General features: G+C 63.8%; 25 protein-coding genes. 13 read left to right on the forward strand and 12 right to left on the reverse strand.

The genetic code is table 11. The annotated features are described in order from the left end of the window. Positions 1 to 3: 3 nt before the first annotated feature. Positions 4 to 1341, reverse strand: a complete 1338-nt coding sequence (locus LD110_RS12035; protein WP_225499060.1) for a branched-chain amino acid ABC transporter permease — start codon at positions 1339 to 1341, stop codon at positions 4 to 6. A gap of 291 nt (positions 1342 to 1632) precedes the next feature. On the opposite strand from LD110_RS12035, the gene LD110_RS12040 reads away from it, so the two are divergent. Then, the gene (locus LD110_RS12040) at positions 1633 to 2613 is read left to right on the forward strand and encodes a Bax inhibitor-1/YccA family protein (protein ID WP_225499061.1); all 981 of its coding nucleotides are present in this window, start codon (positions 1633 to 1635) and stop codon (positions 2611 to 2613) included. Between the two features lie 75 nt (positions 2614 to 2688). Here LD110_RS12040 and LD110_RS12045 read toward each other — a convergent pair whose 3' ends face one another. From LD110_RS12045 to galT, 3 genes are read right to left on the reverse strand one after another with little or no spacing between them, the layout of a single operon-like run. Next, positions 2689 to 3936 (reverse strand): acetyl-CoA C-acetyltransferase, encoded by a 1248-nt coding sequence (locus tag LD110_RS12045; protein WP_225499062.1) that lies wholly within the window; start codon positions 3934 to 3936, stop codon positions 2689 to 2691. Positions 3937 to 3968: 32 nt separating this feature from the next. Continuing rightward, on the reverse strand, positions 3969 to 5129 hold the full coding sequence (gene galK, locus LD110_RS12050; protein WP_225499063.1) for a galactokinase: 1161 nt from the start codon (positions 5127 to 5129) through the stop codon (positions 3969 to 3971). Next, positions 5126 to 6265 (reverse strand): galactose-1-phosphate uridylyltransferase, encoded by a 1140-nt coding sequence (galT, locus tag LD110_RS12055; protein WP_225499064.1) that lies wholly within the window; start codon positions 6263 to 6265, stop codon positions 5126 to 5128. The genes galK and galT overlap by 4 nt, the downstream gene beginning before the upstream one ends. Before the next feature lie 162 nt (positions 6266 to 6427). Here galT and LD110_RS12060 point away from each other — a divergent pair, with 162 nt between their 5' ends. The 4 genes from LD110_RS12060 (at position 6428) to LD110_RS12075 (ending at position 10695) form a co-directional block, all read left to right on the forward strand. After that, complete coding sequence (locus LD110_RS12060; protein WP_225499065.1) at positions 6428 to 7372, forward strand: aldose 1-epimerase family protein; 945 nt, start codon at positions 6428 to 6430, stop codon at positions 7370 to 7372. A 102-nt stretch (positions 7373 to 7474) separates the two neighbouring features. Then, the gene (locus LD110_RS12065; RefSeq protein WP_225499066.1) at positions 7475 to 8809 is read left to right on the forward strand and encodes an AI-2E family transporter; all 1335 of its coding nucleotides are present in this window, start codon (positions 7475 to 7477) and stop codon (positions 8807 to 8809) included. A 2-nt stretch (positions 8810 to 8811) separates the two neighbouring features. Then, on the forward strand, positions 8812 to 10050 hold the full coding sequence (gene ilvA, locus LD110_RS12070) for a threonine ammonia-lyase (RefSeq protein ID WP_225499067.1): 1239 nt from the start codon (positions 8812 to 8814) through the stop codon (positions 10048 to 10050). Between the two features lie 93 nt (positions 10051 to 10143). Beyond that, complete coding sequence (locus LD110_RS12075) at positions 10144 to 10695, forward strand: rhomboid family intramembrane serine protease (RefSeq protein WP_225499268.1); 552 nt, start codon at positions 10144 to 10146, stop codon at positions 10693 to 10695. 94 nt (positions 10696 to 10789) lie between these two features. Here LD110_RS12075 and greA read toward each other — a convergent pair whose 3' ends face one another. Then, positions 10790 to 11284: a transcription elongation factor GreA gene (gene greA / locus LD110_RS12080; protein WP_225499068.1), complete on the reverse strand. Its 495-nt coding sequence runs from the start codon at positions 11282 to 11284 to the stop codon at positions 10790 to 10792. Positions 11285 to 11435: 151 nt separating this feature from the next. Next, positions 11436 to 11894 (reverse strand): DUF4307 domain-containing protein, encoded by a 459-nt coding sequence (locus tag LD110_RS12085; protein WP_225499069.1) that lies wholly within the window; start codon positions 11892 to 11894, stop codon positions 11436 to 11438. 112 nt (positions 11895 to 12006) lie between these two features. On the opposite strand from LD110_RS12085, the gene mca reads away from it, so the two are divergent. The 3 genes from mca (at position 12007) to LD110_RS12100 (ending at position 15442) form a co-directional block, all read left to right on the forward strand. After that, positions 12007 to 12912, forward strand: coding sequence for a mycothiol conjugate amidase Mca (mca, locus tag LD110_RS12090; protein WP_225499070.1), 906 nt, complete (start codon positions 12007 to 12009; stop codon positions 12910 to 12912). A 102-nt stretch (positions 12913 to 13014) separates the two neighbouring features. Next, positions 13015 to 13296: a hypothetical protein gene (locus tag LD110_RS12095; RefSeq protein ID WP_225499071.1), complete on the forward strand. Its 282-nt coding sequence runs from the start codon at positions 13015 to 13017 to the stop codon at positions 13294 to 13296. Beyond that, complete coding sequence (locus LD110_RS12100; RefSeq protein WP_225499072.1) at positions 13274 to 15442, forward strand: thioredoxin domain-containing protein; 2169 nt, start codon at positions 13274 to 13276, stop codon at positions 15440 to 15442. Before LD110_RS12095 ends, LD110_RS12100 begins: the two co-directional genes overlap by 23 nt. 18 nt (positions 15443 to 15460) lie before the next feature. Here the strand turns inward: LD110_RS12100 and LD110_RS12105 are convergent, their stop codons facing one another. Continuing rightward, a complete protein-coding gene (locus tag LD110_RS12105; RefSeq protein ID WP_225499269.1) occupies positions 15461 to 16150 on the reverse strand; it encodes a hemolysin III family protein in 690 nt (229 codons plus the stop codon). Positions 16151 to 16322: 172 nt separating this feature from the next. Here LD110_RS12105 and LD110_RS12110 point away from each other — a divergent pair, with 172 nt between their 5' ends. Continuing rightward, positions 16323 to 17084 (forward strand): isoprenyl transferase, encoded by a 762-nt coding sequence (locus LD110_RS12110; RefSeq protein ID WP_225499270.1) that lies wholly within the window; start codon positions 16323 to 16325, stop codon positions 17082 to 17084. A 299-nt stretch (positions 17085 to 17383) separates the two neighbouring features. Next, positions 17384 to 18847, forward strand: a complete 1464-nt coding sequence (locus LD110_RS12115) for a PhoH family protein (protein WP_225499073.1) — start codon at positions 17384 to 17386, stop codon at positions 18845 to 18847. Positions 18848 to 18904: 57 nt separating this feature from the next. Here LD110_RS12115 and LD110_RS12120 read toward each other — a convergent pair whose 3' ends face one another. After that, complete coding sequence (locus LD110_RS12120) at positions 18905 to 19672, reverse strand: hypothetical protein (protein WP_225499074.1); 768 nt, start codon at positions 19670 to 19672, stop codon at positions 18905 to 18907. A gap of 60 nt (positions 19673 to 19732) precedes the next feature. Between LD110_RS12120 and LD110_RS12125 the strand changes: the two genes are divergently transcribed. Further along, complete coding sequence (locus tag LD110_RS12125) at positions 19733 to 20290, forward strand: prepilin peptidase (RefSeq protein WP_225499075.1); 558 nt, start codon at positions 19733 to 19735, stop codon at positions 20288 to 20290. Positions 20291 to 20332: 42 nt separating this feature from the next. Beyond that, the gene (locus LD110_RS12130) at positions 20333 to 20806 is read left to right on the forward strand and encodes an NUDIX domain-containing protein (protein WP_225499076.1); all 474 of its coding nucleotides are present in this window, start codon (positions 20333 to 20335) and stop codon (positions 20804 to 20806) included. A 128-nt stretch (positions 20807 to 20934) separates the two neighbouring features. Here LD110_RS12130 and LD110_RS12135 read toward each other — a convergent pair whose 3' ends face one another. The 3 genes from LD110_RS12135 to LD110_RS12145 all read right to left on the reverse strand — a co-directional run bounded on the left by LD110_RS12135 (position 20935) and on the right by LD110_RS12145 (position 23777). Continuing rightward, the gene (locus tag LD110_RS12135; protein WP_225499077.1) at positions 20935 to 22356 is read right to left on the reverse strand and encodes a class II fumarate hydratase; all 1422 of its coding nucleotides are present in this window, start codon (positions 22354 to 22356) and stop codon (positions 20935 to 20937) included. A gap of 98 nt (positions 22357 to 22454) precedes the next feature. Continuing rightward, positions 22455 to 23072: a carbonic anhydrase gene (locus LD110_RS12140; RefSeq protein ID WP_225499078.1), complete on the reverse strand. Its 618-nt coding sequence runs from the start codon at positions 23070 to 23072 to the stop codon at positions 22455 to 22457. A 30-nt stretch (positions 23073 to 23102) separates the two neighbouring features. Further along, a complete protein-coding gene (locus LD110_RS12145) occupies positions 23103 to 23777 on the reverse strand; it encodes a DUF4245 domain-containing protein (protein WP_225499079.1) in 675 nt (224 codons plus the stop codon). Positions 23778 to 23977: 200 nt separating this feature from the next. On the opposite strand from LD110_RS12145, the gene glpX reads away from it, so the two are divergent. Next, positions 23978 to 24997, forward strand: coding sequence for a class II fructose-bisphosphatase (glpX, locus tag LD110_RS12150; protein ID WP_225499271.1), 1020 nt, complete (start codon positions 23978 to 23980; stop codon positions 24995 to 24997). Between the two features lie 224 nt (positions 24998 to 25221). Here glpX and LD110_RS12155 read toward each other — a convergent pair whose 3' ends face one another. Continuing rightward, positions 25222 to 26214 carry a peptidoglycan bridge formation glycyltransferase FemA/FemB family protein gene (locus LD110_RS12155; protein WP_225499080.1) on the reverse strand — a complete coding sequence of 331 codons (993 nt, stop codon included), beginning with the start codon at positions 26212 to 26214 and terminating at the stop codon, positions 25222 to 25224.

The following is a 26214-nucleotide window of genomic DNA, read 5'->3' on the forward strand; positions in this document are numbered from 1 at the left end:
CTCCTAACCCACGCGCTCACGCCGGCCAAGGATGCCTTGGGGCCGGAAGAGCAGGACGACGATCATTACCACGAGTGCGCCGACGTACTTAAGGTCGGGCGGAAGGACAAGGCTGGTCAATTCAATGAAGATGCCCACAACCAGGGAACCGATGAGCGCGCCGAATACGGTGCCCAGTCCGCCCAAGGTGACGCCGGCAAAGATAGCCAGCAGGATTTGCGAACCCATATCCCAGGTCACGCCCGGCCGGTAGTAAGCCCAAAGAACGCCGCCGAGGGCAGCAAGCAGGCCGCCCACCACCCACACGATGCGGATGACGCGGTCAACGTCGATGCCGGACGCCGCGGCGAGGGCAGGGTTGTCGGCCACTGCACGGGTCGCTTTGCCGAGCCTGGTCCTCAGCAGGACGATGCCAACGGCTGCGATGACCACGGCGGAAATCAGCAAAGACCACAGTGTGTTGGGGGACACCGAGATCGGACCAATTTGAACGTCCGTGACCTGGGCCCCCGGCAGCTGTTGCGTAGCGCCACCAAAGAAGAACTGGTAGGCGTAGCGGACCGCGAGGGCGAGGCCGATCGAAACGATCATCATGGGCACCAGCGCCATGCCGCGTCGCCGCAGCGGGCGCCACAACGCCAGGTCTTGGACGTACCCGAAAGCCGCACCACCGGTGAGGGCGAGGATGACGGCAAGCCAGAAGGGAACACCCCAGGCGTTGAAGGCGAAGAGGGCCAGGGCCCCGAGGGTGACCATTTCGCCGTGGGCGAAGTTTGTCAGTCCGGTGGTGCCAAAGATCAGTGACAAGCCCACTGAAGCAAGCGCAAGGAGGAGGCCAAAACTGATGCCGGCCACCAAACGGTTGAGGATGCTCTGGCCGAGGTCCTGCTGCTGGACCACGATGCCTTTACCGAAGGCAAAAATCACTGACAGGTTGGACGTCTGGCTGAAGGTGACATTGCGGGGGTTTTCCTGGCCTTCTGCAAGTTTGATGCCTTGCGGGAGCGTGGAAGTATCCAGCTCCACCTTGTAGGTCCCTTGGACGGGGACACCTATGCTCCACTGACCATTTGCCGAGGAGGTTGCGGTTCCTTCGAAGCCGTTACCGGTGGCTTTGATCCGAACACCTGGAATGGGGGTTCGGGCATCGTCCCGAAGGAAGCCGCTGATGTTGTTTTGGAAGGTAGTGGGTGAGGGAGAAGGAGATGGCGAGGGGGTAGTCGCCTGGGCCGCGGGAGCGGCGATCATCAAGACGGCCAGGAGGACGGCGAATATAGCCCCCGTAACCTTCCGGATTCCTGTGGACCCTCTCTTGGACGGGCCCCGAGGTGTGCTCTGCAATTGGAAACCTCCACAGTGGGGGTGGTTCCGGCGGCGCCGTTGCTGCCGGTGCGAACGTTCACGGGCTTGGATACAAGCCCCATCCTGCATCGGCTGTGACATCCGTCACCCGTGATTTGCTTATGCTATCGCTCGACGGCGGCAAAAAGTGCTGCGGGCGCCTGCCCGCAGATCGCGATCAGATAACAACTGGAGATGGTTGAGCGACTGGGTGGAACTTTCCCGGACTACCGGGCGTGGGACTTGGTAACGTGAATTATCACTTGCACTTTGTCTAGGAGGACAGTAGCAATGGCCCTTGGCGGAAACCCGATCTTCAACGGAAAGAATTTCCGTGGAGCAACGCAGGCACCGCCTGTACCGCCCGCGCCCTACGGACAAGGCCCGTACGGCCAGAACCCTTACGCGCAGAACCCCTACGGACAGAACCCCTACGGACAGAACCCTTACGGGCAAACCACTTACTCCCAGGCACCTGGTGCCCCCGGACAGGCGTACGGCCAGCAGCCCTGGCAGCCCCAGCCTGGCATGACGCCTGAGCAGCTGGAGCACATGTACAGCCAGCCCTCGGCCGGGCCGGCCGAGACGGGACGCATGACGTATGACGACGTCATCGTCAAGACTGTCGCCTGCCTCGCCGCGGTCCTGGTGGGTGCGGGCATCACACTGTTTGTCGCCCCTGCACTGGCCACGGGCCTGATGGTTCTTGGTGCCCTCGGCGGCTTTGTGCTCGGCCTGGTCAACTCGTTCAAGAAGCAGCCGTCGCCGGCACTGATCCTGGCCTACGCCGCTTTGGAAGGCCTCTTCCTGGGGGGCCTCACCCGGATCCTGGACGCCATGTTCCCCGGCGTCGGCCTTCAGGCGGTCCTCGGCACGCTCGCTGTGTTCGGCGTGACTCTGGCACTGTTCAAGAGCGGAAAGGTCCGTGCGACACCCAAGCTCATCCGCTTCTTCCTGATCGCCACCATCGGTTACCTCGTGTTCGCCGTAATCAATATGGTCCTGATGTGGACCGGCGCGGTGAACTCGCCCTTTGGCCTGCGCACCAGCGTTGAGATCTTCGGGATCCCGCTCGGTGTGTTTGTTGGCCTCCTGGCCGTGGGCCTGGCTGCGTTCTCGCTGATCATGGACTTCACCAGCATCGAGGAAGGCGTCCGTGCAGGCGCACCCCAGCGGTTCTCGTGGACGGCAGCTTTTGGCCTGACCGTGACCCTGGTGTGGCTGTACGTCGAGATCATTCGCCTCCTGGCCATACTCAGGGGCGACGACTAGCCATTTCTGGTTGTTCCATAACGGGAGCCCTGCCGATTTCGGCAGGGCTCCCGTGGCGTTTGAAGTGTGGCCGACTCAGGACAGCCGCTCGTACACCACTGCCATTCCCTGTCCGCCGCCAACGCACAACGTCGCCAGCCCAAGGGTGCCGTCCGTCGCGCGCAGGCCGTTCAGGAGGGTGGTTGTCATCCGTGCACCCGTCATGCCAAACGGGTGGCCCAGAGCGATGGCGCCGCCATGGACGTTGAGCCGCTCCGGGTCGATGCCAAGTTCCCTGGCACTGGCGATCACCTGCACGGCGAACGCCTCGTTGAGTTCAATGAGGTCGATGTCTTTGAGGCTCAGCCCCGCGTGCGCCAATGCCCGGCGCGTGGCTTCCACCGGGCCCATCCCCATCAGCTCGGGAGAAAGCCCGCTGACCCCGGTGGCGACGATTCTGGCCAGAGGGGTGACCCCTAACTCCAGCGCGCGGGAGCCGCTCATGATGACCAAGGCCGCGGCGCCGTCGTTCAGGGGGCAGGCATTGCCCGCCGTGACCGTCCCGCCGTGGCGGAAAACGGGCTCAAGGGCCGAAACGCCCTCCAAAGTGACGCCAGGCCGCGGTGAGTCGTCGCGGTCCACCACTGTGCCGTCAGACTTCATGTACGGCGTGATTTCCCTGGCGTAGAAGCCCGAGGCGATAGCTGCCTCTGCCCGGTTCTGGCTGAGGACGGCCCACTCGTCCTGCTCCGCCCGGCTAATCCCGTGGCTGGTGGCCACGTTCTCCGCCGTCTGGCCCATGGCAATGTAAATATCAGGCAAGCGGCCACCCATGCGGGGGTCGGTCCACGGTGTGTTCGACTCAGCGCGAATGGCGGTGCGCCGCTCTGCACCGGCGAACACGGGGTTGTGGGTTGCGAGGTCGCTGCCGCCGGCGCCCGCCCAGTTCTGGTACCGGGAAACACACTCCACCCCACCTGCGATGATGGTGTTCGCCTCCCCGGCCCGGATGGCATGGAAAGCCATCCGCTGCGTCTGCAGGCTCGAGGCACAGAACCGGTTGACGGTGGCGGCAGGGACACCGTCCATGCCGGCAAGGACAGCGACGACGCGGGCAAGGTTGTTGCCTGCCTCGCCGCTCGGCTCGGCACAGCCCAGATACAGGTCATCGACGGCGGCTCCGTCGCCAGCGGCCTCAAGGGAAGCATCCATTCCGGGGACCTTGGCCAAAGCCGCGCGGACCATGGCGGTGGCAAGATCGTCGGGACGTACATCCTTGAGGGACCCCTTGAAGGCCCGTCCGATCGGGCTGCGGGCCGTGGAAACAATGACAGCCTCGGTCATGGCCCCAGCTTACGCCCGCCCGGCCGGGCCAGTTAGCCGAGGCGGCGGGCACCGTCCGCGGGGGTCACCGTAAAGATGTCCGGGGCTGCAAAGCCGGCGTCAGCAAAAGCCCGTACGACGGCGTCACGCACCTCAGCCTCGCGCTCCACCGGAGTCAGCGCGATGGCAGAGCCCCCGAAACCGCCGCCGGTCATTCTGGCGCCGATGGCGCCTGAATGTCGCGCGGTGTCGACGGCGAGGTCCAGTTCCGTGCAGGAGATTTCGAAGTCGTCCCGCATGGAGGCGTGGCTGGCGTCGAGCAGCGAGCCAATGTGTGTCGGACCATCACTGGTAAGCAGCTCGACGGTTTGCAGCACGCGGTCGTTTTCGGTGACCACGTGGCGGACGCGCCTGAAGGTCACTTCGTCAAGCAGTCCTGAGGCTTCTTCCAAGTCGTCGATGCCGACGTCGCGCAGCGCATTGACTCCCAGAACCTGGGCTCCGAGTTCGCACGAAGCCCGGCGGGAAGCGTAGCCACCGTCGGCGTGGGAATGCGAAACCTTCGTGTCGATGACCAGGAGTACCAGACCGGATTCCTCGGCTTCGAAGGGCACCAGCTGCACGCTTTGGTCACGGCAGTCCAGGAAAACGGCATGGCCCTTGGAACCGCGGAGGGACGCCGACTGGTCCATGATTCCCGTAGGGGCCCCCACAAAATGGTTCTCCGCGCGCTGGGTGGTCAGCACCATTTCCTCGGCTGCCAGGCCGGCGCCAGTGAGTTCGTTGAGCGCGCTGATCACGGCGCATTCTATGGCGTGGGATGATGACAGGCCCGCGCCAAGCGGGACGTTTGAGTCGAGGAGCAGGTCCATGCCAGGAACGTTGATGCCGCGTTCCTGGAGCGCCCAGATGACTCCTAGGGGGTAGGTAACCCAGCCCTTCGCGGAGCCTGGCTGGAGTCCCGCGGTGTCAACGGTAACCAAACCTTGGTCGCCGTAGGTGGAAAGCAGCCGGACAGTGGTGCCCGGACGGAGCTTGATGGCCACCCGCGCCGTCTTGTCGATCGCGAAGGGAAGAACGAACCCTTCGTTGTAGTCCGTGTGCTCACCGATCAGGTTGACGCGGCCGGGGGCCTGCCAGACGCCGTCGGGGGCTGAACCGAAGGTGTCCTCAAAACGGGTGGCGAGCTCAGCGGCTGCTGGAGCGGTGATCATGCGTTGGTGCCTTCCAGGACAGATGGTGCGGGCGGAACTGCGACGGAGCGCAGCCGCTCGGCGACGGCCTCGGGAGTGGTGTCGTTGATGAACGCTCCCATGGCTGCCTCGGATCCGGCAAGGTACTTGAGCTTGTCCGCGGCCCGGCGCGGCGACGTCAGCTGCAGGTGAAGCTGACCGGCGTCGCGCAGTGAGGGGATGAGCGGAGCCTGGTGCCAGGCCGAGATGTAGGGTGTGGGCGTCGGGTACAGCGCGTCGACCTTCTTCAAGAGTTCAAGGTAGACGTGGGCCAGTTCGTCCTTTTCGGCGCCGCTGAGTGCTGCGAGGTCGGGTACTTTGCGGTGCGGCACGAGGTGGATTTCCAAGGGCCAGCGGGCGGCAAAGGGTACGAAGGCGCTGAAGCTGTCACTTTCGAGCACCATGCGGCTGCCGTCCTTGCGTTCCGCCTCCAGCAGGGAGCCGATGAGCGTGGAGCGGCCATTCACGGATTCGTAGTGCTTCCCGGCCGCAGCGGCCATGACGGAAGCGCGCGGAGTGACGTATGGGTAGGCATAGATCTGGCCGTGGGGGTGGTGCAGCGTGACACCGATTTCGGCGCCGCGGTTCTCGAAGGGGAAGACCTGCTGGATTCCGGGGAGGGCGCTCAAGGCTTCCGTGCGCTGCGCCCAGGCTTCCACAACGGTCCGGGCGCGGCGTTCGCTGAGGCCACTGAAGGAGCCAGTGTGCTCCGACGTAAAGGACACCACTTCACAACGTCCGTAGGCGGGGCCCACAGTGCCCCAGCCGGGCTCGGATGGAATGTTGCCCACTGCCGGGCCAAGGGACGGAAAGCGGTTCTCAAAAACGACGACGTCGTAATCCGCCGCAGGGATCTCCGTCGCATTTGTGCTGGTGGTGGGGCAGATGGGGCATTGGTCGGCGGGAGGGAGGTGCGTACGGGTTTGCCTGTGTGCGGCTACGGCCACCCAATCGCCGGTCAGTGCATCGAAGCGGACCTCGCCTGGTTCTCCACGTGCCGGGAGTCCCCGAAGGTCGGGCGCAGCGTCGCCACTGCGCCGTTCGGCAGGCGAATCTTCGTCGTCGAAATAGATCAGCTCCCTGCCGTCGGACAGGAGAGTGCTGGTGATGGTGCTCATAGAAGTCCTTTGCACGGACGGGCCTGGGATCGTGATTCGATTCTCGCACACTCGAGTTGAAAAAACGATCAAAACAACAAAATTTCTAACAAAAGAGAACAATGCGCAGCCCTGTTCCAAGCAGCGGCAGAACCAACGTGGCCGTGGCTGTACGGTGGAGCCATGCTTCCCGATGCGCCCACATCATTGCCAGCCGGCGAGCCGGTCCGTTACGCCTCCGGCCGCCAGTACGAACTTCGCCGAGGTGACGCATACGCCGTAGTTACCGAGCTTGCCGCCGGACTACGTTTGTTCAGCCGGGCTGGTGTGCAGCTGACAGAGACCTATGGCGACGCCGAGTTGCCGCCGGGAGCAACCGGGATCACGCTGGCGCCGTGGGCTAACCGCGTGGAAGACGGAGTGTGGCACCTTAACGGCAGCAAGCAGCAACTCGACATCACCGAAGTTCCGCGGAACAACGCCAGCCATGGCCTGCTTCGCAATTCCGGCTATGCGTTGGTGGATGAGTCTGAGTTCTCCGTGACATTGGAGGCCACTATCTTCCCGCAGCACGGCTATCCGTTCCTGGCCCGGCACCGCGTGCAATATGCCATCGACGAGCAATTGGCCCTGCGAGTGGCCCAGACGTTCATCAACGATTCAGGGTCAGAGGCGCCCGTCGTCCTGGGCGCCCACCCGTACCTGAGGCTAGGCGATGTCCCTTCCGAAGAGCTCACGCTGACGGTCGCCGCCGCGACCCGCCTGGTGACAGATGACAGGCTTATTCCGCGCAGTACCCAGGCGGTCGACGGCGACTTCGACCTTCGGGGCGGTCGGATCGTTGGGGAGCTGGACCTGGACTCGGCGTATACGGACCTGGACTTCCGTGCCGGTGTGGCCCGCCATGTCCTGACGGCTCCGGATGGCCGTCAGGTCGCCTTGGAACAGGACGCTGCGTGCGGCTACGTCCACGTCTTTGTGACAACAAAGTTCCCAGGACGGCCCAAAGCCGTGGCCATCGAACCCATGACGGGACCGGCCAACGCCTTCAACAGCGGCGACGGCCTCCACTGGGCAGTTCCAGGGGAGACATTCACCATGAACTGGGGTGTATCGGCCACGCTGTAGCCGCGGCACTCAGGGCGCGGACGTATCGCCGGGGAAGGCAATCGGGGCTCCGGGCAGCGCATCCGGTTTTCATCCCTGACGCGCCTGCGGAAGTATGGGGTCATGACGCCAGCACAGGATAAGGCATCCACGTCCCAGAGCCCTGCCGTCCCGCCGCCCGCTGCTCACCACACGGGCCGGCCAACGAGTGATACGGAAATTGCCCAGGACATTCCGTACGGCATTCGTATCGCCGCGGCCTGGGCCTGGCGGATCGCGGTCGTCCTGCTGGTGGTGGGAGTGCTCGTTTGGCTACTGAGGCAGGTGAGCTTCCTCATCATCCCGATCATGGTAGCCGCATTGCTTGCCAGCCTCCTGAGTCCGGTGTCGGCTTGGCTGCGCCGGCATCGATTCCCGCGTGGCATGGCTGTCGCTGCCACCGTTCTGGGCTTCATAGGCCTGCTTGCAGGCTCGCTGGCCCTGGTGGGCCGCCAACTCGCCGTAGGGTTTGGCGAACTGTGGCAAGAGGCCCTGGCGGGAATCCAGCAGATCCAGGACTGGCTGCGGGATGGTCCACTCCATCTGACGGCTGACCAGATCGACCGGTACATCTCGGACGCCACCAACGCGATACAGAACAATTCCAGCAGCATCCTCAGCGGCGCGTTGTCATTTGGCAGCACGGCTGGCCACTTTGCCGCCGGCCTTGTGCTGGCCCTGTTTATCCTCATCTTCTTCCTGCTGGAGGGTGACCGGATCTGGCAGTTCCTGGTCCGCCTGCTGCCCCGCAATTCACGCATGGCTGTTGACGGCGCCGGACGCCGGGGCTGGACTTCCATGGTCAGCTATGTGCGGATCCAAATGTTCGTCGCCTTCGTGGACGCCGTGGGAATCGGCGTGGGTGCTGCCATCATCGGGGTTCCACTGGCCCTGCCGTTGGGTGTCCTGGTCTTCATCGGCTCGTTCATCCCCGTGGTTGGTGCCCTCGTCACCGGCGTTATTGCCGTCCTGCTGGCGCTTGTGGCCAACGGGCCGATCAATGCATTGGTTATGCTCGGCATCGTTCTCCTGGTCCAGCAGCTGGAAAGCCACATCCTGCAGCCACTCATCATGGGCAAGGCGGTGTCGCTCCACCCCGTGGCCGTGATCCTGACGGTGGCTGCCGGTTCCTACCTGGCGGGCATTCCCGGAGCCCTGTTCGCGGTCCCACTCCTGGCCGTAGCAAACTCAGCGATTCGGTATATTGCCAGCCGGTCGTGGGAACATGATCAGGGACTCGCCTCCGCTTACTATCGGCAAAGTGCCGAAGCAGCGGAATCTGACGAGGATCCGTCTATCAAGGAGACCCACCTGGGTCACTCCGGAACTGCCCGCGGCGGGGAGGCCACGGGCGCCAGCACAGCTGCGAACCAGAAGCTTGCCGATGGTCGCGCCGCTGACACCAACAAAGGAGAATAACCGTGAATACCCCTGAAGCACTGCCCGTCACGCTGGACGATGTCCTGGAGGCGCAGAAGCTGCTCGAGGGGATTATTACGAAGACTCCCGTGGAGTCGTCGCGGGCTCTGGGGAACATGGTGGGCGGCACCGTCTTCTTCAAATGCGAAAACCTGCAGCGGGCCGGCTCCTTCAAGGTGCGCGGCGCCTACGTCCGGATGGCCAGGCTGACGTCCGAGGAGAAAAAGCGCGGTGTAGTGGCGGCATCGGCCGGCAACCACGCCCAGGGCGTAGCCGTCGCGGCCAACAGCCTTGGCATCAAAGCTCGAATCTACATGCCGCTTGGCGTGGCCCTGCCCAAGCTGGCAGCCACGCGCAGCCACGGTGCGGAGGTGGTTCTGCATGGCCACAACGTCGACGAAGCACTGGCTGAAGCCCAGCGCTATGCGAATGAGACGGGCGCCGTATTTGTACACCCGTTCGACAACGTGGACGTCGTGGCCGGTCAGGGCACCATTGGGCTGGAGATCCTGGAGCAGGTTCCCGACGTCGACACCATCCTGATGGGGGTCGGCGGCGGCGGGCTGCTGGCCGGCGTCGCCGTTGCCATCAAGGCGCGCGCCCGCGAACTGGGACGCAACATCAGGATCATCGGCGTGCAGGCCGAAAACGCGGCCGCTTATCCGCCGTCCCTTGCTGCCGACGCCCTTGTCCCGCTCAAGAAGGTCTCGACGATGGCGGACGGCATCGCCGTCGGCCGGCCCGGACAGCTCCCTTTCAGTATCATCCGGGAACTGGTGGACGACGTCGTGACGGTGAGCGAAGACTCGCTGGCCCGGGCCCTCATCTTCCTGCTGGAACGGGCAAAGCTGGTGGTTGAACCGGCCGGCGCCGTGGGCGTCGCCGCCCTCATGGAAGGCAAGATTGAAAACCCCGGGACCACGGCCGTGATCCTCTCGGGCGGAAATATCGACCCCATGCTAATGCTCAAGGTGATCCAGCGCGGCCTTTCCGCCGCCGGCCGATTCATGACTGTCCGGATGATGCTGGACGACCGTCCCGGCTCGCTGGCCACGATCGCTCGTATCATCGCGGAAAACGACGCCAACGTGACCGGCCTGGATCACACCCGCGTGGGCGGCTCGATCAGCATGGGCGACGTCTCCATCACCATCAACCTTGAAACGAAGGGCCATGAGCACGGGGAACAGGTCCTTGGCGCACTCCGCGCCGAGGGTTTCCAGCCCATCGTGGTGCACTGACAGGAGGCTGTGGTGGTCCTGGGCACATCGGGAACGGGCCAACCCGAGGCGAGGCAATCCCTTGCGGCACGGGCCAGGGGCGGCCTGCTGTTCATGGGCGGTTTTGTGGTGCTGCTGTTCATCATCGAACTGGTCAATACCCTTACGTTCCATGGCCTCAACAGGACTTTCGGTCTCCGCCCGCGCACGCCCGACGGCATCCTGGACATCGTGACATTCCCGTTGCTTCACGCAAACCTGGGCCACCTGCTGTCCAACGCGTTGCCGTTGATGGTCTTCGGCTTCCTGGCGTTCCTCTCGGGCCTGCGCGTATTCCTGACCGCGCTGGCGTCCAGCTGGCTTGGATCCGGCCTCGCCGTCTGGTTCTTCGGGAGCGGCGGAGTGACGGTGGGAGCGTCCGGATTGGTCTTTGGGCTCTTCGCCTTCCTTCTGGTCCGCGGCTTTGTGAACAGGAGTTGGTGGCAGATCCTGCTGTCCGTGGTCCTGTTTTTGGCTTATGGCAGCATCCTGTTCGGCGTGCTTCCCAGTGTGACTGGTGCTGTTTCCTGGCAGGCCCACCTGGGTGGCGCGGTGGGAGGCTTCCTCGCGGCAATCCTGCTCAGGCCGCGCCTCAAGCATCCGCGGCAGGGCGAACTGGCTTCCTAATACGCAAAACGCCGGCCCTCCGAGTAGGAGGGCCGGCGTTTGCGGGCCTGTTTCGGCGCTTAGCTGTGCCCGCTGGACACCTTGTGGAGCATCGCTAGCCGAGGTAGGGCTTGGCGGAGACGATCTCCACCGCGATTTCCTTGCCGTTGGGGGCGGTGTAGCTCAGTTTGTCGCCTTCCTTGTGGCCAATAATCGCTGCGCCGAGGGGCGACTTCTCGCTGAAGACGTCCAGCTCTGAATCTCCGGCAATTTCGCGGGAACCAAGCAGGAATTTCTCTTCGTCACCGGCAATCTTGGCGACAACCAGCATGCCAGGCTCCACGATTCCGTCGTCGGCCGGGGCCTCGCCTACCTGGGCGTCGCGCAGGAGGACAGTCAACTGCCGGATGCGGGCCTCGATCTTGCCCTGCTCTTCCTTGGCTGCGTGGTAGCCGCCGTTCTCCTTGAGATCGCCTTCCTGGCGGGCTGCCTCGATCTTCTGGACGATCTCCGCACGGCCGGCACCGGAAAGGTGGTCCAGCTCTGCCTTCAGGCGGTCAAAGGCTTCCTGCGTAAGCCAGGCCGCAGGCGCGCTGTTGGTGGTAGACACGGACTTCTCCTTTTGGATCTGACAAGCAAAGACCCCGCCGGGGTGGCCACTCGTGAAACTCGTAACCGATTCAGCGGGGTGAAGGTATTGATCCAGTGTAGTCAAAGCTGTGGACAAACCAAAGCTGATTGAGGCGTGGCTCACAGCTTTGTTATTTGCCGCTATCCACGATCCAGCAGTTGTCAACGACGCCTGAAACGGCCTCGGACTCGGTGCGCAGCATCACGCGCTGCACGGTGGTCCGGCCTCCGTCAGCCCCGTCCTTGGGCTCGTTCGGGCCGACTTCAACGACCTTCCAGCCGACCACCGCGAACTTGGAATCGAGGGCCTTGACCGCGCATTTTGCAGTGGCCGCTGGGTATTTCACCACCTGGAAATCCACTTCGGTAACTGTGGCGTCAACCGTGCTGTAGCCGAGGTCCTTGAACGTCACGGGAGCTTGAGCAGAGGATGTTGCGATCCACGCCATTAGCCCCACCGCCGCCACCAGTGCCGCAATCACCAAATTGCGCCGCGCCGCGCGTGTCAAGGCACGCTTTTGGCCGCCGTAGCGATTGGCTAGGCTGGTACTTGCCGGCGGCCCGGCGTGTGATGGATCCTCGGAAGTCACCCATCCAGTTTAGGCCGTTCGCCGGTGCCTGCCTGCCGCTGGAAAATGACACCGCATCGGCAGGAGCCAGTACATCCGCAATATTGACCGCTGAAAGAGGAGTCGTCCTGCGATGACCGCGCCCACCACCTCCGCAGAGCGCTTTCGCCTGCTGGCCGTCCATGCGCACCCGGACGACGAGTCCAGCAAAGGCGCGGCCACAATGGCCAAGTACGCGGCGTCCGGAGTAGAGGTCATGGTGGCCACCTGCACGGATGGTTCCCGCGGCGATATCCAAAACCCTGCCATGGAAGAAGCCCCCCACCCCAAGCGGGATATGGCAGGTGCCAGGCGCCTGGAGATGGATCGGGCCGCGAAGATCCTGGGCATCAAGCAGCGTTGGCTTGGCTTTGTTGACTCCGGTCTTCCGGAGGGCGACCCCATCCCACCGCTCCCAGCCGGTTGCTTTGCCCTTCAGCCACTGGAACGGGCGGCCGCCCCGCTGGTTCGGCTGGTCCGCGAGTTCAAGCCGCACGTGATCCTCAGCTATGACGAAAACGGCGGCTACCCACATCCGGACCACATCATGGCGCACAAGGTTGCCGTCGAGGCATTCCATGCTGCAGGCGACGCCGAACGCTACCTCGGAACCGGCGAACCGTGGACCCCCAGCAAGCTGTACTATGACCGCGCCTTCAGCCCCGAACGCTTCCGCGCGCTGCACTACGCGCTTGAAGAGGCAGGCCTGCAGTCTCCCTACGCGGAGCGGCTCGCGGCGTGGCTGGAAGCGGACGCGGAAGGCCATACGCCCACCGAACCGAAGCACACCACCACCACGCAGGTGGAGTGCGGTGATTACTTTGAACTTCGCGACGACGCCCTTCGCGCCCACCGCACGCAAATCGATCCAGTCGGCTTCTTCTTTGCCGTATCGCCTGAGATGCAGCGCCGGACCTGGCCCTGGGAGGACTACACGCTGGTGCACTCCAAGGTGCAGGCTGAACTGCCGGAAAAGGACCTGTTCGCGGGGCTAAGATAGGAACTGGAAGAATTTCTATCAAGCGTAGAATTCGCTCGGACAGCGTTCCAGCGCCGGGGCAGTCCAACCCCGCACATCCAGAACCAACCAAAGGCCTAAACCGTGCACCACTTGATCCTCACCCTGGCTACCACTCCGTCGCCGGTGCCCTCGCCGTCGCTGCGCCCCGGGTTGTCGGAAGATCAGGTGACGCCCGGAACATGGGGCTTCATTTTCACAGCTTTCGTTGTGGTGCTGACCTCGTTCTTGATTGTGGACATGGTCCGCAGGATCCGGCGCGTGCGCTACAGGGCGCAGATGGAAGAGGCGCGCCAGGCCCCTGAGGCAGGAAGCACGGAATCTGGCACCGAGGCAGGCGGGGATGCGGACAGCGCAACCCGCTGAGCAGCCCCGGTCCGGCGGTTTCAACGCCCTAGGCTCCGAGCCCTCGGCCTACCTTCGCCAGCACGCCGACAACCCCGTGCATTGGCAACCTTTCGGCGATGAGGCCTTCGCTTTGGCAGCTTCCCGGGATGTCCCCGTCTTTCTTTCGATCGGCTACGCCGCCTGCCACTGGTGCCACGTCATGGCACACGAGTCCTTTGAGGACCAGGAGACTGCCGATTACCTCAACCGGCACTTCGTATCCATCAAGGTAGATCGCGAGGAACGCCCCGACGTCGACGCCGTTTACATGGCGGCCACCCAAGCCATCAGCGGCGAAGGCGGCTGGCCGATGTCGGTGTTCCTCACCTCCGACGGGCTGGCCTTTCACGCGGGTACGTACTTTCCACCGAAGCCCCAGCCCGGCAGGCCGTCCTTCCGGCAGGTCCTGGAGGCGGTTTGGGAGGCATGGGTTGAGCGCCGCGACGCCGTCGAACGTAATGCCCACGGGCTCGCCGGCAACCTCGCGGAGGCGCACCGCGCCGCGGCTGTCCAGCTGGATGGTCCACCGCTGGACGTTGAGCCGCGGCTCCTGTCCGATGCTGTCCGCGTCCTGGCGCGCTCTGAGGACCCCGACGTCGGCGGCTTTGGCAGTGCCCCCAAGTTTCCGCCGTCGGCCGTCCTGGAATTCCTGATCCGCCACGCCGCCGTCGAATCCAACACAGTAGACTCCGCCCGGGGCATGGCAGGCAGGACGCTCGCCGCCATGGCCCGCTCCGCCCTGTTTGACCAGCTCGACGGCGGATTTGCCCGCTATTCGGTTACGGCGGACTGGTCGGTTCCGCACTTTGAGAAGATGCTTTACGACAATGCCCAGCTCCTCCGGGTCTACGCGCACTGGATCCGGCTGGGCGGTGGCCCCGACCTGGCAGCACATGAGGCCGCAGACATAGCCACCCGAACGGCAGAGTGGTTGCTGCACTCGATGGGCCTGGGACCGGCGGAAAAGCCCGCTGCCGGAGGATTTGCCTCCTCCCTGGACGCCGACACGGTGGTCAACGGAGTTCATCATGAAGGTGCCGTGTACCTCTGGACTCCTGAGCAACTTGTGCAAGCGTTGGGCCCGGGGGACGGCGCTGCCGTTGCCAAGCTGATGGGTGTCGGCCAGGTGGGCACCGTGTCAGAGCTCGGTTCGCCCCTGCACCCGGGCGAGGCCCTTGAGGGTCCCGCGGCCCGCCTTTGGGCCCGTGTTCGTCCGCAGCTGCTGGCCTTCCGCAACGGGCGCGTCCAGCCGGACCGGGATGACAAGGTGGTTGCGGGATGGAATGGCCTGGCCGTCGCCGCGCTGGCCGAGGCTGGCGCCATATTGGGTGATCCGCGACTTGTTACCGCAGCTGTGGACGCTGCGGAGTACCTCGCTAAGGTTCACTGGAACCCTGGGAAGACGGGCCACGGGTGGTTGGCCCGGGTGTCGCACGAAGGCGAGGCGCGGGGGATAGGAGGGTTGCTGGAGGACTATGCCTTCGCTGCCGAAGGATTCCTGGCCCTCTACGCGGTGACCGGAGAGGAGCGCTGGTACTCCTTGGCTACTGATATCGCCGACGCTGCCATAGCCGCCTTCGCTCCAGGTGGACGCCTTGCCGACACCACCGGCGAGTCCGCCCACGTCCTCAACGCGCAGGGGCAGTTCACGGGCCTGGACCCCTTCGATGGCCCCACGCCCAGCGGCGCGGCCGCCTTTGCGGGTGTCTTGCTGACCCTGTCCGCCTATTCAGGCTCCCACCATTACCGTTCGATGGCCGGCAGCATCCTGTCGCTCCTGCCACCCATCGTCACCCGGGCGCCGCGCATCGCAGGTTGGCTGCTCGCAACGGCGCAGGCCGCCGTCGCCGGTCCCGTGGAGGCCGCCGTCGTCGGCCCGGATGGGCGCGACCGCCAGGAGTTGCACCGCGCGCTTCTCACCTCTTCCAGCCCCGGCCTGGTGGTTGCCGTCGGGACGGGCGACGGCGGGACGCCGGCTGTGCCCCTGCTGGAAGGCAGAGTGCCCGCTCGCGATGGTGGCCCACAGGTCTTCCTATGCCGGGACATGGTGTGTGATCTGCCTGTTCGCACCGTGGAAGACCTCCGCGGAAGGCTCCGGGAGATGGGCGGCTTGGCCGAATCCTAGTCCGTGCCGGAAGGGCTGCTAAGGGATCGCGTGGCCGAGCACGGCGACCATCACGGCGGCGAAATGGGCCGCGAAGCCGAGTACTGTGCAGACGTGGAAGAGCTCGTGGAAGCCGAAATGCTTCGGGCTGAGCCGTGGCCTTCGGGTGCCGTAAAAGACAGCGCCCGTGATGTAGAACAGTCCGCCCACGCAGACAAGGACCGCAGCGGCGACGTTGGCAGCGAACAGATCGCCAAGGTAGAAGACGGCTGCGCAGCCGAGGCCCACGTAGACGGGCACATACAGCCACCTTGGCGCATGGGTCCAGAGCACTCGGAATAACGCTCCCAGCAACGCTCCCGACCAAATGATGACCAGCAACGTGATGGCTTTGCTTCGGTCCAGGAGCGCCCAGGAGATTGGGGTGTACGTTCCGGCGATGACCAACATGATATTGGTGTGGTCCAGGCGCTTTAGGACAAGGTTGACGGCCGGACGCCAATTGCCGCGGTGGTAAACAGCGCTGGTGGCGAATAGAAGTATTCCCGTGACGGCATAGATGGCTGATGCGGTTTTGAGACCCGAATCGGGAGCAACAATCACCAGGATCACTCCGGCGGCCACTGCGAAAGGCGTTGCCACGGCATGGATCCAACCACGCCACAGCGGCTTGGGCAACGCCGCCGGAACGGGTGGCGGCGTGGGCACCAAGGGACTCGGCGGTTGCACTTCAGACACCACACCAGCATAACTTACGTTCTGGTAGGTTACCGGCTGGTAGCTTTTGGGACGTTTCTGTCGAGTGGATCGGGTTCACGTGCGGTGTGTGGGTGCAGGTAGCCTAGAGGTGCGCATTCAGCCGCGGTTCGTCGTCGTTTGAGGAAGTCAGGTGAGTATCCGGATGGAAATGCCCGGGTTCCTCTACGGCTTCTACGAACGCCAGCTCCAGCGCTCGCTCGAGCCGGACAAGATCCCGCAGCATATTGGCGTTATGGTGGACGGCAACCGCAGGTGGGCCCGTCAGTTCAATGCCCCCACCAGCCAAGGCCACCAAGCCGGAGCGGACAAGATCCTGGAATTCCTGGGCTGGTGCCGCGAACTCGGCGTAAAAGTTGTCACTCTGTACATGCTTTCCACGGACAACATGAACCGCTCCGGCGAAGAACTGGACCTGCTGATGGGCATCATCGCCAACACGATGGACCGCCTGGACGAGGATGAGAACATCTCCATCCATGCCCTGGGCGCCCCTGAACTTTTGCCTGACTACCTCGCCGATCGGCTGAAAAAGCTCACCGCCCGCACACCCGTCAGCGAAAAACTGCACGTCAACGTGGCCGTTGGCTACGGCGGCCGCCGCGAAATTGTCGACGCCGTCCGCGAACTCCTGCACGACGCCGTCACAAAGGGCCGCGACATTTCACTGCTGGCAGATGAACTGACGGTAGACGACATCTCACGCTACCTCTACACGAGGGGCCAGCCCGATCCCGACTTGGTCATCAGGACATCGGGGGAGCAGCGGCTGTCCGGATTCCTCATGTGGCAAAGCGCCTACAGCGAGTTCTACTTCTGTGAGGCCCTCTGGCCCGCTTTTCGCAAGGTAGATTTCCTCCGCGCCCTGCGGGACTACGCCGGCAGGCAGCGGCGCTTCGGCGCCTGAATAGCCGGCTAAAAAGTGATTTCGCTTGCCTGCCGCAGGTTATTGCGTGCGCCCCATGAGGTGAAATTCCATTTACGGGGAATTCACCTGACCGTCCCGCGGCGCGCCGCGTAATCGACTCGGAAATTTCGTGCCGGGGATTTACGTTAATCCCATCAGCAGGCAAACCGCCCGCTGATCGGGGAGGCCAGTAGATGGAGCGGAAGATCGCACCACTTACAGGGGAGGCCGCACCCGGCCTTCTGGCCGAGCCGCTTCACCTATAACCAAGCCGGGCGAGGCCCGGGGCTGGAGTCGATGTGGCTATTTCTGAAGTACTGCCCGAAGTCGCCTCAGACGAGGGAAGGAAAGCTACCTCTCGCGCCACGCGAGCAACTGCAGGGACAAGGACGGAGAAGTCCAGCAAGACCACCACTAAGACCGGTGCAGCGAACAAACGTGCTGCAGCCGGTCTTGCTGTTTCCGGACCCGTTACGGGCCGCAGCTACGTGATCGACACCTCTGTGCTGCTCTCAGACCCACACGCACTTCTGCGCTTCGCGGAACATGAGGTGGTGGTGCCAATCGTTGTCATCACCGAACTCGAAGGCAAACGTCACGACCCGGAGCTGGGCTACTTCGCCCGCAAGGCGCTTCGGCTTCTTGACGACCTGCGGGTGGAACATGGCGGGCTAAACCAGCCAATTCCCATCGGCAAAGACGGTGGCACTGTCCGGGTGGAGATGAACCATATCTCCACCGAAGTGCTGCCGGCTGGCTTCCGCGCGGGCGACAACGACAGCAGGATCCTTGCCGTCGCCCAGAACCTGTCCAACGAGGGCCACAATGTCACTGTGGTCTCCAAGGACCTTCCAATGCGGGTTAAAGCCTCGGCTATGGGACTCCAGGCGGACGAATACCGCAACGAACTGGTTCGGGACTCGGGGTGGACAGGTATCGCCGAACTGGAAGCCACCGAGGAGGAAATCGGAACCCTCTACGGCCATGAGCCAGTGTTCATTCCAGCGGCAGCGGAACTGCCCGTCAATACCGGGCTCGTGCTGCTTTCCAACCGCGGGTCGGCGCTGGGTAGGGTCGGCGCGGATAAGCAGGTCCGGCTTGTCAAGGGTGACCGTGACGTCTTTGGACTGCACGGCCGTTCCGCGGAACAGCGCCTGGCGATCGACCTGCTTATGGACCCGTCCGTTGGGATCGTCTCCATCGGCGGGCGTGCCGGAACAGGTAAATCAGCGCTGGCCCTCTGCGCCGGCCTGGAAGCCGTCCTGGAACGCCGTGAGCACCGCAAGGTTATGGTCTTCCGTCCGCTCTATGCAGTCGGCGGCCAGGAACTTGGTTACTTGCCCGGAACCGAATCCGAAAAGATGAACCCATGGGGACAGGCGGTCTTCGACACTCTCGGTGCCCTCGTGAGCCAAGAGGTCGTGGACGAGGTGATCGACCGCGGCATGCTGGAAGTCCTCCCGCTGACCCACATCCGAGGCCGCTCCCTGCACGACGCCTTCGTGATAGTGGATGAGGCACAGTCCCTCGAAAAGAACGTGCTCCTCACGGTCATGAGCCGCATCGGCCAAAATTCCAAGATCGTCCTGACGCACGACGTTGCCCAACGGGACAACCTTAGAGTCGGCCGACACGACGGAATCGCCGCCGTCGTCGAAACCCTCAAGGGGCACCCGCTCTTCGGCCACATCACCCTGACCCGCTCAGAACGCTCGCCCATCGCGGCGCTCGTGACGGAACTGCTGGAAGGGGCAGAGATCTAAAACCCCCAAGGTGCCGCCGTTGCATGAGCGACGGCGGCACCTTTCTGTCCCGGTCTGTCACGCGGCGGGGTCCCCGCCCCAGACGATGTGGCGCCGCACGTCGGTCAGGTTCATCGACTCGGCCATAAACAGATCATCCAACATGTATTCGTCCACGCCCAGGATCGTCAGCTCATGGCCGCGTCCCGCCGTCGTACCGTCCAAGGAGCGGCTGGAGACGCAGACAGCGGTCTCGACGTCGATACGCACCACGGTGGTGCCCGGCAGGCAGAGCGGGGCGCCGGGGTCGGCGGGACGGTAGGTTACGTTAGGCGTCACCACCGCCTCCCACGCGGGGCGGCCCTGGTGCTCCACTTCGCTGAGCTCCGCAACGTCGACGGCGTTGCTCGCCGGAAATTCGATGGGAACCGGAGCGTTCCCGGCAAGTTCCACCGGGTCCAGCGCCGCCGCGAACAGGCCGTTGCCAAAGCACGGCTCACCATAGGCGGCCTCAGGCCGTCGGGTGACGCGGCCGCCGTCGTCATAGACCGGGGTGACTAAATGCGCCGGCAACAGCCACGACTTCCGGGTGGCGCTGATGTATAAGCCGTCACGCGAGTCATTGATGCCCGTGGTGCTCTGCAGCAGCTTGCCGGCCAGATCCTCCAGCCTCAGGGCGCCGGGACGCCGGAGCCAGGCGCGGACGCCGTCGCCCGGGCCGGGTGTTTCGCGGTATTCAAAGCGGAGCGACTGCCACTTCCACGGGGAGGAACGGCAGAGGTTTCGGAACGTTGCCGGTGTCGGAGGCCCTGCGGCCGCCTGGCCGGACGGTCTGAACGACCACATATCCACATATTACGCGCGGCCCCCGGTGTCACAGCCGGGGGATCACGTAGCATCCAAGAGATGATCCGACGACTCGCTGAACTCTGGACTGGCTGCCCCATCGGCTTTTGGCTGGTCCTTGCAGCGTGCGCCTACTTCGTCTGGATGGCCGTGCGGCTCACGGTGATCGATGTGCAGCACCATCTCCTGCCAAACCGGATTGTGTTCCCGTCGTACGCAGTTGCCGGCGTCCTGCTGTTGGGCGCGGCCATCGCGTGGGCGGTCTGCGGATCCGTTTCTGCGACCGGGTCGGACCCCTCGGCGCAGCTTTTTGGAATCGCCGGTTTCCAGGCAGTGGCTGCCGGCGTCACGCTTTACGCGTTCTACTTTGTGCTGCGTGTGATCTATCCCCAGGGCATGGGCTTTGGCGATGTTAAGCTCGCGGGGGTCCTTGGTCTTTATCTTGGATACCTCGGTTGGGGCCATCTGGTGGCCGGCACCTTTGCCGCGTTCCTGTTCGGCGGGATCTGGGGACTTGCGCTAATCCTGGCCCGGCGCGGGACGCTCAAGTCATCAATCCCGTTCGGACCGTTCATGCTGGCGGGCGCAGCCGTAGCGATGGCGGCTTTTCCGGCCTGAACACGCTTTCAATGGCCTCCACCGGGTGAAATACTTACCGCCATGGCCGCCCCGGATTTTGTGCTCAAGCTGCGCGAGAAAATCGGCAACGATCCTCTTTGGCTGCCTGGCGTCCGGGGTGTTGTGCTGGACCAGGACAACAGGGTGCTGCTGTGCAAACGGTCGGACAACGGGCACTGGACGCCCATCACCGGCATGCTGGAACCCGGAGAACACCCCGCACCGGGACTGATCCGCGAAATCTACGAGGAGACCGCCGTGGTGGCGGAAACCGAGCGAATCCTTGCGGTTGGAGTGATCGGCCCCGTGACGTACCCCAACGGAGACGTGTGCGATTTCCTGGACATCGCCTTCAAATGCCGCTATGTCTCTGGCGAGGCGCGGGTCAACGACGACGAGTCGAGCGCCGTCGAATGGTTCCCCGCCGATGAGCTGCCGGAGATGAGCCCTGGACACCTTGCGGTCATCCGTCTGGCGCTCGACCCGGACCAGCCCACAGTATTCCAGATGGAATAGCCGGGCCCTCAGCCTTGAGGGCTCGAGCACCGGCGGCCACTGGGTCCAAATTACGACGACGGGCGGTGCCATCCGTGGGGATGGCACCGCCCGTCGTACTTATGTATTCGCCCTAAAGGCGCCTAACCCTAAGCCTTGTGGGCAGGGCGGGTCATGGTGGTGACGTCCAGGGCTTTGTCCAGCTGCTCCTCGGTCAGTTCACCGCGCTCCAAGTAGCCCAGCGACACAACGGCTTCACGGATGGTGAGGCCTTCGGCCACAGCCTTCTTGGCGATCTTGGCGGCAGCCTCGTAGCCGATGAACTTGTTCAGCGGGGTCACGATCGAGGGCGAAGCCTCGGCGAGGAAGCGGGCGCGCTCCACGTTGGCGGTGATGCCGTCGATCATCTTGTCTGCCATCACGCGGCTGGTGTTGGCCAGCAGGCGGATGGACTCCAGCAGGTTGGCGGCCATGACCGGGATGCCGACATTCAGCTCAAAGGCCCCGTTGGTACCGGACCAGGCGATCGCGGTGTCGTTGCCGATGACCTGTGCGCAGACCATGATGGATGCCTCGCAGATGACCGGGTTCACCTTGCCCGGCATGATCGAGGAACCCGGCTGAAGGTCCGGGATGGCGATTTCGCCGAGGCCCGTGTTGGGGCCGGAGCCCATCCAGCGCAGGTCGTTGTTGATCTTCATGAAGGAGATCGCGATATTGCGCAGCTGGCTGGAGCCTTCGATCAGGCCGTCACGGTTTGCCTGGGCCTCGAAGTGGTCGCGGGCCTCTGTCAGCGGCAAACCGGTGTCGGCCGCGAGCAATTCGATGACCCGCTCCGGGAAGCCGGCAGGGGTATTGATGCCGGTGCCCACAGCTGTGCCGCCCAGCGGGACCTCGGCAACGCGGGGGAGTGCGGCCTGGACGCGTTCGATGCCGTAGCGGACCTGGGCGGCGTAGCCGCCGAATTCCTGGCCAAGCGTGACGGGAGTGGCGTCCATCAGGTGAGTGCGGCCCGACTTGACGATGTCCTTGAACTCCTCAGCCTTGCGCTCCAGGGAAGCAGCCAGGTATTCAAGGGCCGGGATCAGGGTGTTGATCAGGGCAGAGGTCGCCGCGACGTGCACGGAGGTTGGGAAGACGTCGTTGGAGGACTGGGAGGCGTTGACATGGTCGTTCGGGTGGACAACCTTGTCACTCCCGGCGGAGGCCAGTGCACGGGTGGCGAGCTCCGCGATGACCTCGTTGGTGTTCATGTTGGACGAGGTACCCGAACCGGTCTGGAAAACGTCAATCGGAAAGTCGCCGTCGTACTTTCCGGTTGCGACCTCGTCCGCAGCATTGGCAATGGCCTCGGCAAGCTCACCGTCGAGCACACCTAGTTCAGCGTTTGCCAGTGCTGCGGCCTTCTTGACGCGGGCCAGCGCCTCGATGTGCGCGCGTTCGAGGGTCTTGCCGGAAATCGGGAAGTTCTCCACGGCGCGCTGCGTCTGTGCGCGGTACAGGGCGTTCGCGGGGACGCGAACCTCACCCATGGTGTCGTGTTCAATGCGGAACTCAGCAGTGGAAGTCATGGGGCTAGCTTATGGCGGCCTGCGTCCACTGGCGAAAACTCTTTGGCATGCTACGGGGGATGGAAAACCGCCGGCGGACAACACCGGCGGGTACCGGTTTAGATCTGGCCAATCCCGGCAACAAGCTCCGCACGGCCTTCACCAAGCTTGTACGACAGCCCAACAACGGCTGTCCGACCGTCCTCGATTGCGTCCGAAATCACACGGGAAGTGTCTGCGAGGCGTGTAGCCGTTTGCTTGACGTGCTCCACCACCATGTCGTTGACGTCCGCCTTGTCGTCCTTGCGCAGTGAGGTCAGGACGGACGGCGTAATGCGCTCCACGAGGTCCCGGATGAAGCCCGTCGGCATGGCTCCGGCTTCGACCGCATTCTTTGTGGCGCTGACGGCGCCGCAGCTGTCATGCCCCAGGATCACGATGAGGGGTACGTGCAGTTCGCTGATGCTGTATTCGAGCGAGCCCAGGACGGCGTCGTCGATGACCTGGCCGGCCGTGCGGACAACGAAGGCGTCGCCCAGGCCAAGGTCAAAAATGATTTCTGCGGCGAGCCGGGAATCCGAGCAACCGAAGATGACGGCGAAAGGGTTTTGCCCTTCCACGAGCGAGGACCGGCGGGATGCGTCCTGGTTTGGGTGCAGGGACTTGCCGGAGATAAATCGTTCATTGCCGTCGCGTAGACGGCGCCAAGCAAGGGCGGGGGTCAGGTAGGTAGCCACCCTACTTACTTTATGTGCCGCTGTTGCAGACTACGAAAGTGTTGCGGAGGGCTTCGGCGTCGCCGGCGGGGCAGCGTCCATGGACTTCACGACGGCGGCAGCCAGGGTGGCGAATTCGTCGAGTCCCGCCGTGCCGGTCAGGATGACGGTAGTTCCCCGGTACTCGAGGATCATGCTGTGGTTCTTGCCGTTGTCCCGGAGCTCCCAATCATGCCCACCGGCCGAGCGCTTGCCCGTGACGGGAGCGTTGTTGGTCTTCTGCAGGAGCCACGTGGGATTTGCCTGGCGCGTCTGGATGAGCCCAATAAAGTCCTGCTTCCGCGTGAGGTAGCCAACTTCCCAAGTAGGGACTCCGCTACCGCTGCCAGACTCCCAGCGGGCGTAATTGGGACTGAATGTGTCGCCCGTTTCCGGGGCCACAGGTGTGAATCCCGCCACATCGGCGGCGTTCGCGGCGACGGCGGAGACATTGATGTTCGGCCGGTACCCGTCGGTTTTCGGTGACGGGTTCATCAGGACAACCGGCAGGAAAGCAAGGACGCAGACCAGCAGGGCAAGCACCATGCCTATGACCGAGGCGTTCGCCCGCTTGGCCGCCTTGGGACTGAGGACAGGCTTGATGGGCGCCTGCTCATTGCTGCCTGCAGAGGCAGCGGTATGGGCACTTGTGGTGCCCGGCTTGGATGTGTCCTGCGTGTTACTCACTACTCAATAGTCCCTTATCCGCGCACCGAACACACATTCGCTGTGCACCCACAAGGTCGTTCCGGCTGGTGGTCATCCCAAGACCGGTCTGTCACGCTCCGACTATGATCATGGGTAGAGGAATCATCCCGGCCAACCATGGCCGGTCCTGGTCCCATGAATCGTCACTCGAAGAAGAGGTTCACGTGTCTCCAGAGCCAATGACCCAGCAGTACTCCACCATTTCGCCCTCGCTCGCTGTCGGCGTCGATGAACCAGACCGTAACCTCGCACTTGAACTCGTCCGCGTGACGGAAGCTGCCGCCATCGCAGGCGGCCACTGGGTTGGTTTCGGAGACAAGAACAAGGCAGACGGCGCCGCCGTCGACGCCATGCGTTCTTTCCTCCACACCGTCCACTTCAACGGCGTCGTTGTTATCGGCGAAGGCGAAAAGGACGAGGCTCCCATGCTCTTCAACGGTGAGCAGGTTGGTGACGGCACCGGACCCGAGTGTGACGTCGCCGTCGACCCCATCGACGGAACCCGCCTTACCGCCCTGGGTATCAACAACGCCTTGGCTGTCCTGGCCGTTGCCGAACGCGGTTCCATGTTCGACCCGTCCGCCGTCTTCTACATGGAGAAGCTGGTCACCGGTCCAGAAGCGGCGGACATGGTGGACCTTCGACTGCCCGTCAAGCAGAACCTGCACCTCATCGCCAAAGCCAAGGGCGTCAAGGTCAACCAGCTCAACGTCGTGATCCTGGACCGCGACCGCCACCGCCCGCTGGTGGAGGAAATCCGCGAAGCCGGCGCCCGCACCAAATTCATCATGGACGGCGACGTCGCTGGCGCCATCGCGGCTGCCCGCAGCGGCACCGGCGTAGACGCCCTCATGGGTATCGGTGGAACGCCCGAAGGCATCGTGGCGGCCTGCGCCATCAAGTCCCTTGGCGGCGTTATCCAGGGCCGCCTGTGGCCCACCAGCGACGAAGAGAAGCAGAAGGCCATCGATGCGGGCCACGACCTGGACCGGATCCTGTCCACCAACGACCTGGTCACCAGTGACAACTGCTACTTCGCCGCCACCGGCATCACCGACGGCGACCTGCTCCGCGGCGTGCGCTACCAGAAGGACCGCGTAATGACGCAGTCCATCGTGATGCGCTCCAAGTCCGGCACGGTCCGCTTCGTAGATGCAGAGCACCTGGCAAGCAAATGGGAGAACTGGGCTCGTAAGTAAACCCAACCCCAACCCCCCAACCCCAACCCAAGGTGCCGTGGCGCCTTGGGTGCAAAGGGCGACAGCATCGCTCGGCGGCTATCTCCTCGTTCCTCGTCGATTTTGACGCCGCTTTCGCGACACTGTCGCCCTTTGCCATATCCGGAACCTTGTGAGGGTTGCTGGCTGCAACATTCCGCCAAGGGCACCCTTGTTTGCGAGGTGCGTGGGGGAGGGAGAGGGCTTTAGCCCCGGCTCTTTCTGAGCTTGTTGGCTGATTCCTTGGCTTTGCGTGCTAGCGGCGCGGCTTTCTTTGCAAGCTGGTAGGCCTTCCTGGCCACCTCGTAGGCCCTGTAGCGGGTCTTCCTGACCGGGAGGTCCCAGGTTCCGGGGTAGCGGACTTCGTGGCCTCCGAAGGATTTTTTGAAGGCTGTGAAGCCCGCCCATTTGTGGTCCGGCTGGTCATCGGGGGCTATGCCCCAGAGGTCTACGTGCTTGAGGCCTTTTTGGTGGGCGTCGGCCATCAGTGTCACCAGGAGCGGGATGCCTGCGCTGAGCTTCCGGTGCGAGTCGTCCAAGGCGGCGTGCGCGTAGGTGCGGGTGTCCGCCGAATCGTAGGCCAGTGCCGCCGCGATGGCGGTGCCTTCCAGCTCAGCGATGAACAGCGTTGCTGCCCCTGTCGGCATCAGGGACCTCGCCACCGCAGTCAGGTACTCGTCGCTCTGCGGCTTGAAACCATTGCGGGCAGCTGTCTGGTGCAGGAATTCCAGAAGCACAGAGATCTCGGCGGGGTCCTGCGTGGCGCGGAAGGTCACGCCCTTTTTGTGGATATTCCGGTAGAGGTTGCGGTTGGTGGGCTTCATGTCCGCCAGGACATCTTTGAAGTCGCCATCCAAATCCACCACCCAGCTAAGCTCCGGCTGGAGGTTGGCCGGGGCAGGCCGGAGTCCGCGGGAACGGAGCAGAGTGTGTGCCTCGGCGGGGTCGAGGCCGACGGGTTCAATCCTGAGGCATACGGCGCCGATCCGCCTGGCCACATCTGTCAGTTCCGCTATGGCCGCGTCAAAGGCTTCCGCGGAGGGAGCCACGGGTCCATACGGCGCGTAAAGCACAGTGCCGGCCGGGTTCTTTTCTTCAATAGCCAGGGCACTCCAACCGTCGCCGGAGAGCTCGTGGACCCGCCGGCCCAGGGACCGCTGAAACTTCGCCCAGGCCGGGGTTTGCAGGAAAAACTCCAC

It is taken from the genome of Arthrobacter sp. M4 (assembly GCF_020251205.1).
Taxonomy (GTDB): domain Bacteria; phylum Actinomycetota; class Actinomycetes; order Actinomycetales; family Micrococcaceae; genus Arthrobacter.

Coding starts and splice junctions, on each gene's coding strand:
- LD110_RS12120 (WP_225499074.1), bottom strand. CDS start 19,672: ATGTGGTCGTTCAGACCGTCCGGCCAGGCGGCCGCAGGGCCTCCGACA.
- galK (WP_225499063.1), bottom strand. CDS start 5,129: ATGATCACCGCTCCAGCAGCCGCTGAGCTCGCCACCCGTTTTGAGGAC.
- LD110_RS12135 (WP_225499077.1), bottom strand. CDS start 22,356: ATGACTTCCACTGCTGAGTTCCGCATTGAACACGACACCATGGGTGAG.
- LD110_RS12130 (WP_225499076.1), top strand. CDS start 20,333: ATGGCCGCCCCGGATTTTGTGCTCAAGCTGCGCGAGAAAATCGGCAAC.
- LD110_RS12125 (WP_225499075.1), top strand. CDS start 19,733: ATGATCCGACGACTCGCTGAACTCTGGACTGGCTGCCCCATCGGCTTT.
- mca (WP_225499070.1), top strand. CDS start 12,007: ATGACCGCGCCCACCACCTCCGCAGAGCGCTTTCGCCTGCTGGCCGTC.
- LD110_RS12100 (WP_225499072.1), top strand. CDS start 13,274: ATGCGGACAGCGCAACCCGCTGAGCAGCCCCGGTCCGGCGGTTTCAAC.
- LD110_RS12060 (WP_225499065.1), top strand. CDS start 6,428: ATGCTTCCCGATGCGCCCACATCATTGCCAGCCGGCGAGCCGGTCCGT.
- LD110_RS12045 (WP_225499062.1), bottom strand. CDS start 3,936: ATGACCGAGGCTGTCATTGTTTCCACGGCCCGCAGCCCGATCGGACGG.
- LD110_RS12065 (WP_225499066.1), top strand. CDS start 7,475: ATGACGCCAGCACAGGATAAGGCATCCACGTCCCAGAGCCCTGCCGTC.
- galT (WP_225499064.1), bottom strand. CDS start 6,265: ATGAGCACCATCACCAGCACTCTCCTGTCCGACGGCAGGGAGCTGATC.
- glpX (WP_225499271.1), top strand. CDS start 23,978: ATGACCCAGCAGTACTCCACCATTTCGCCCTCGCTCGCTGTCGGCGTC.
- LD110_RS12075 (WP_225499268.1), top strand. CDS start 10,144: ATGGGCGGTTTTGTGGTGCTGCTGTTCATCATCGAACTGGTCAATACC.
- LD110_RS12110 (WP_225499270.1), top strand. CDS start 16,323: ATGGAAATGCCCGGGTTCCTCTACGGCTTCTACGAACGCCAGCTCCAG.
- LD110_RS12040 (WP_225499061.1), top strand. CDS start 1,633: ATGGCCCTTGGCGGAAACCCGATCTTCAACGGAAAGAATTTCCGTGGA.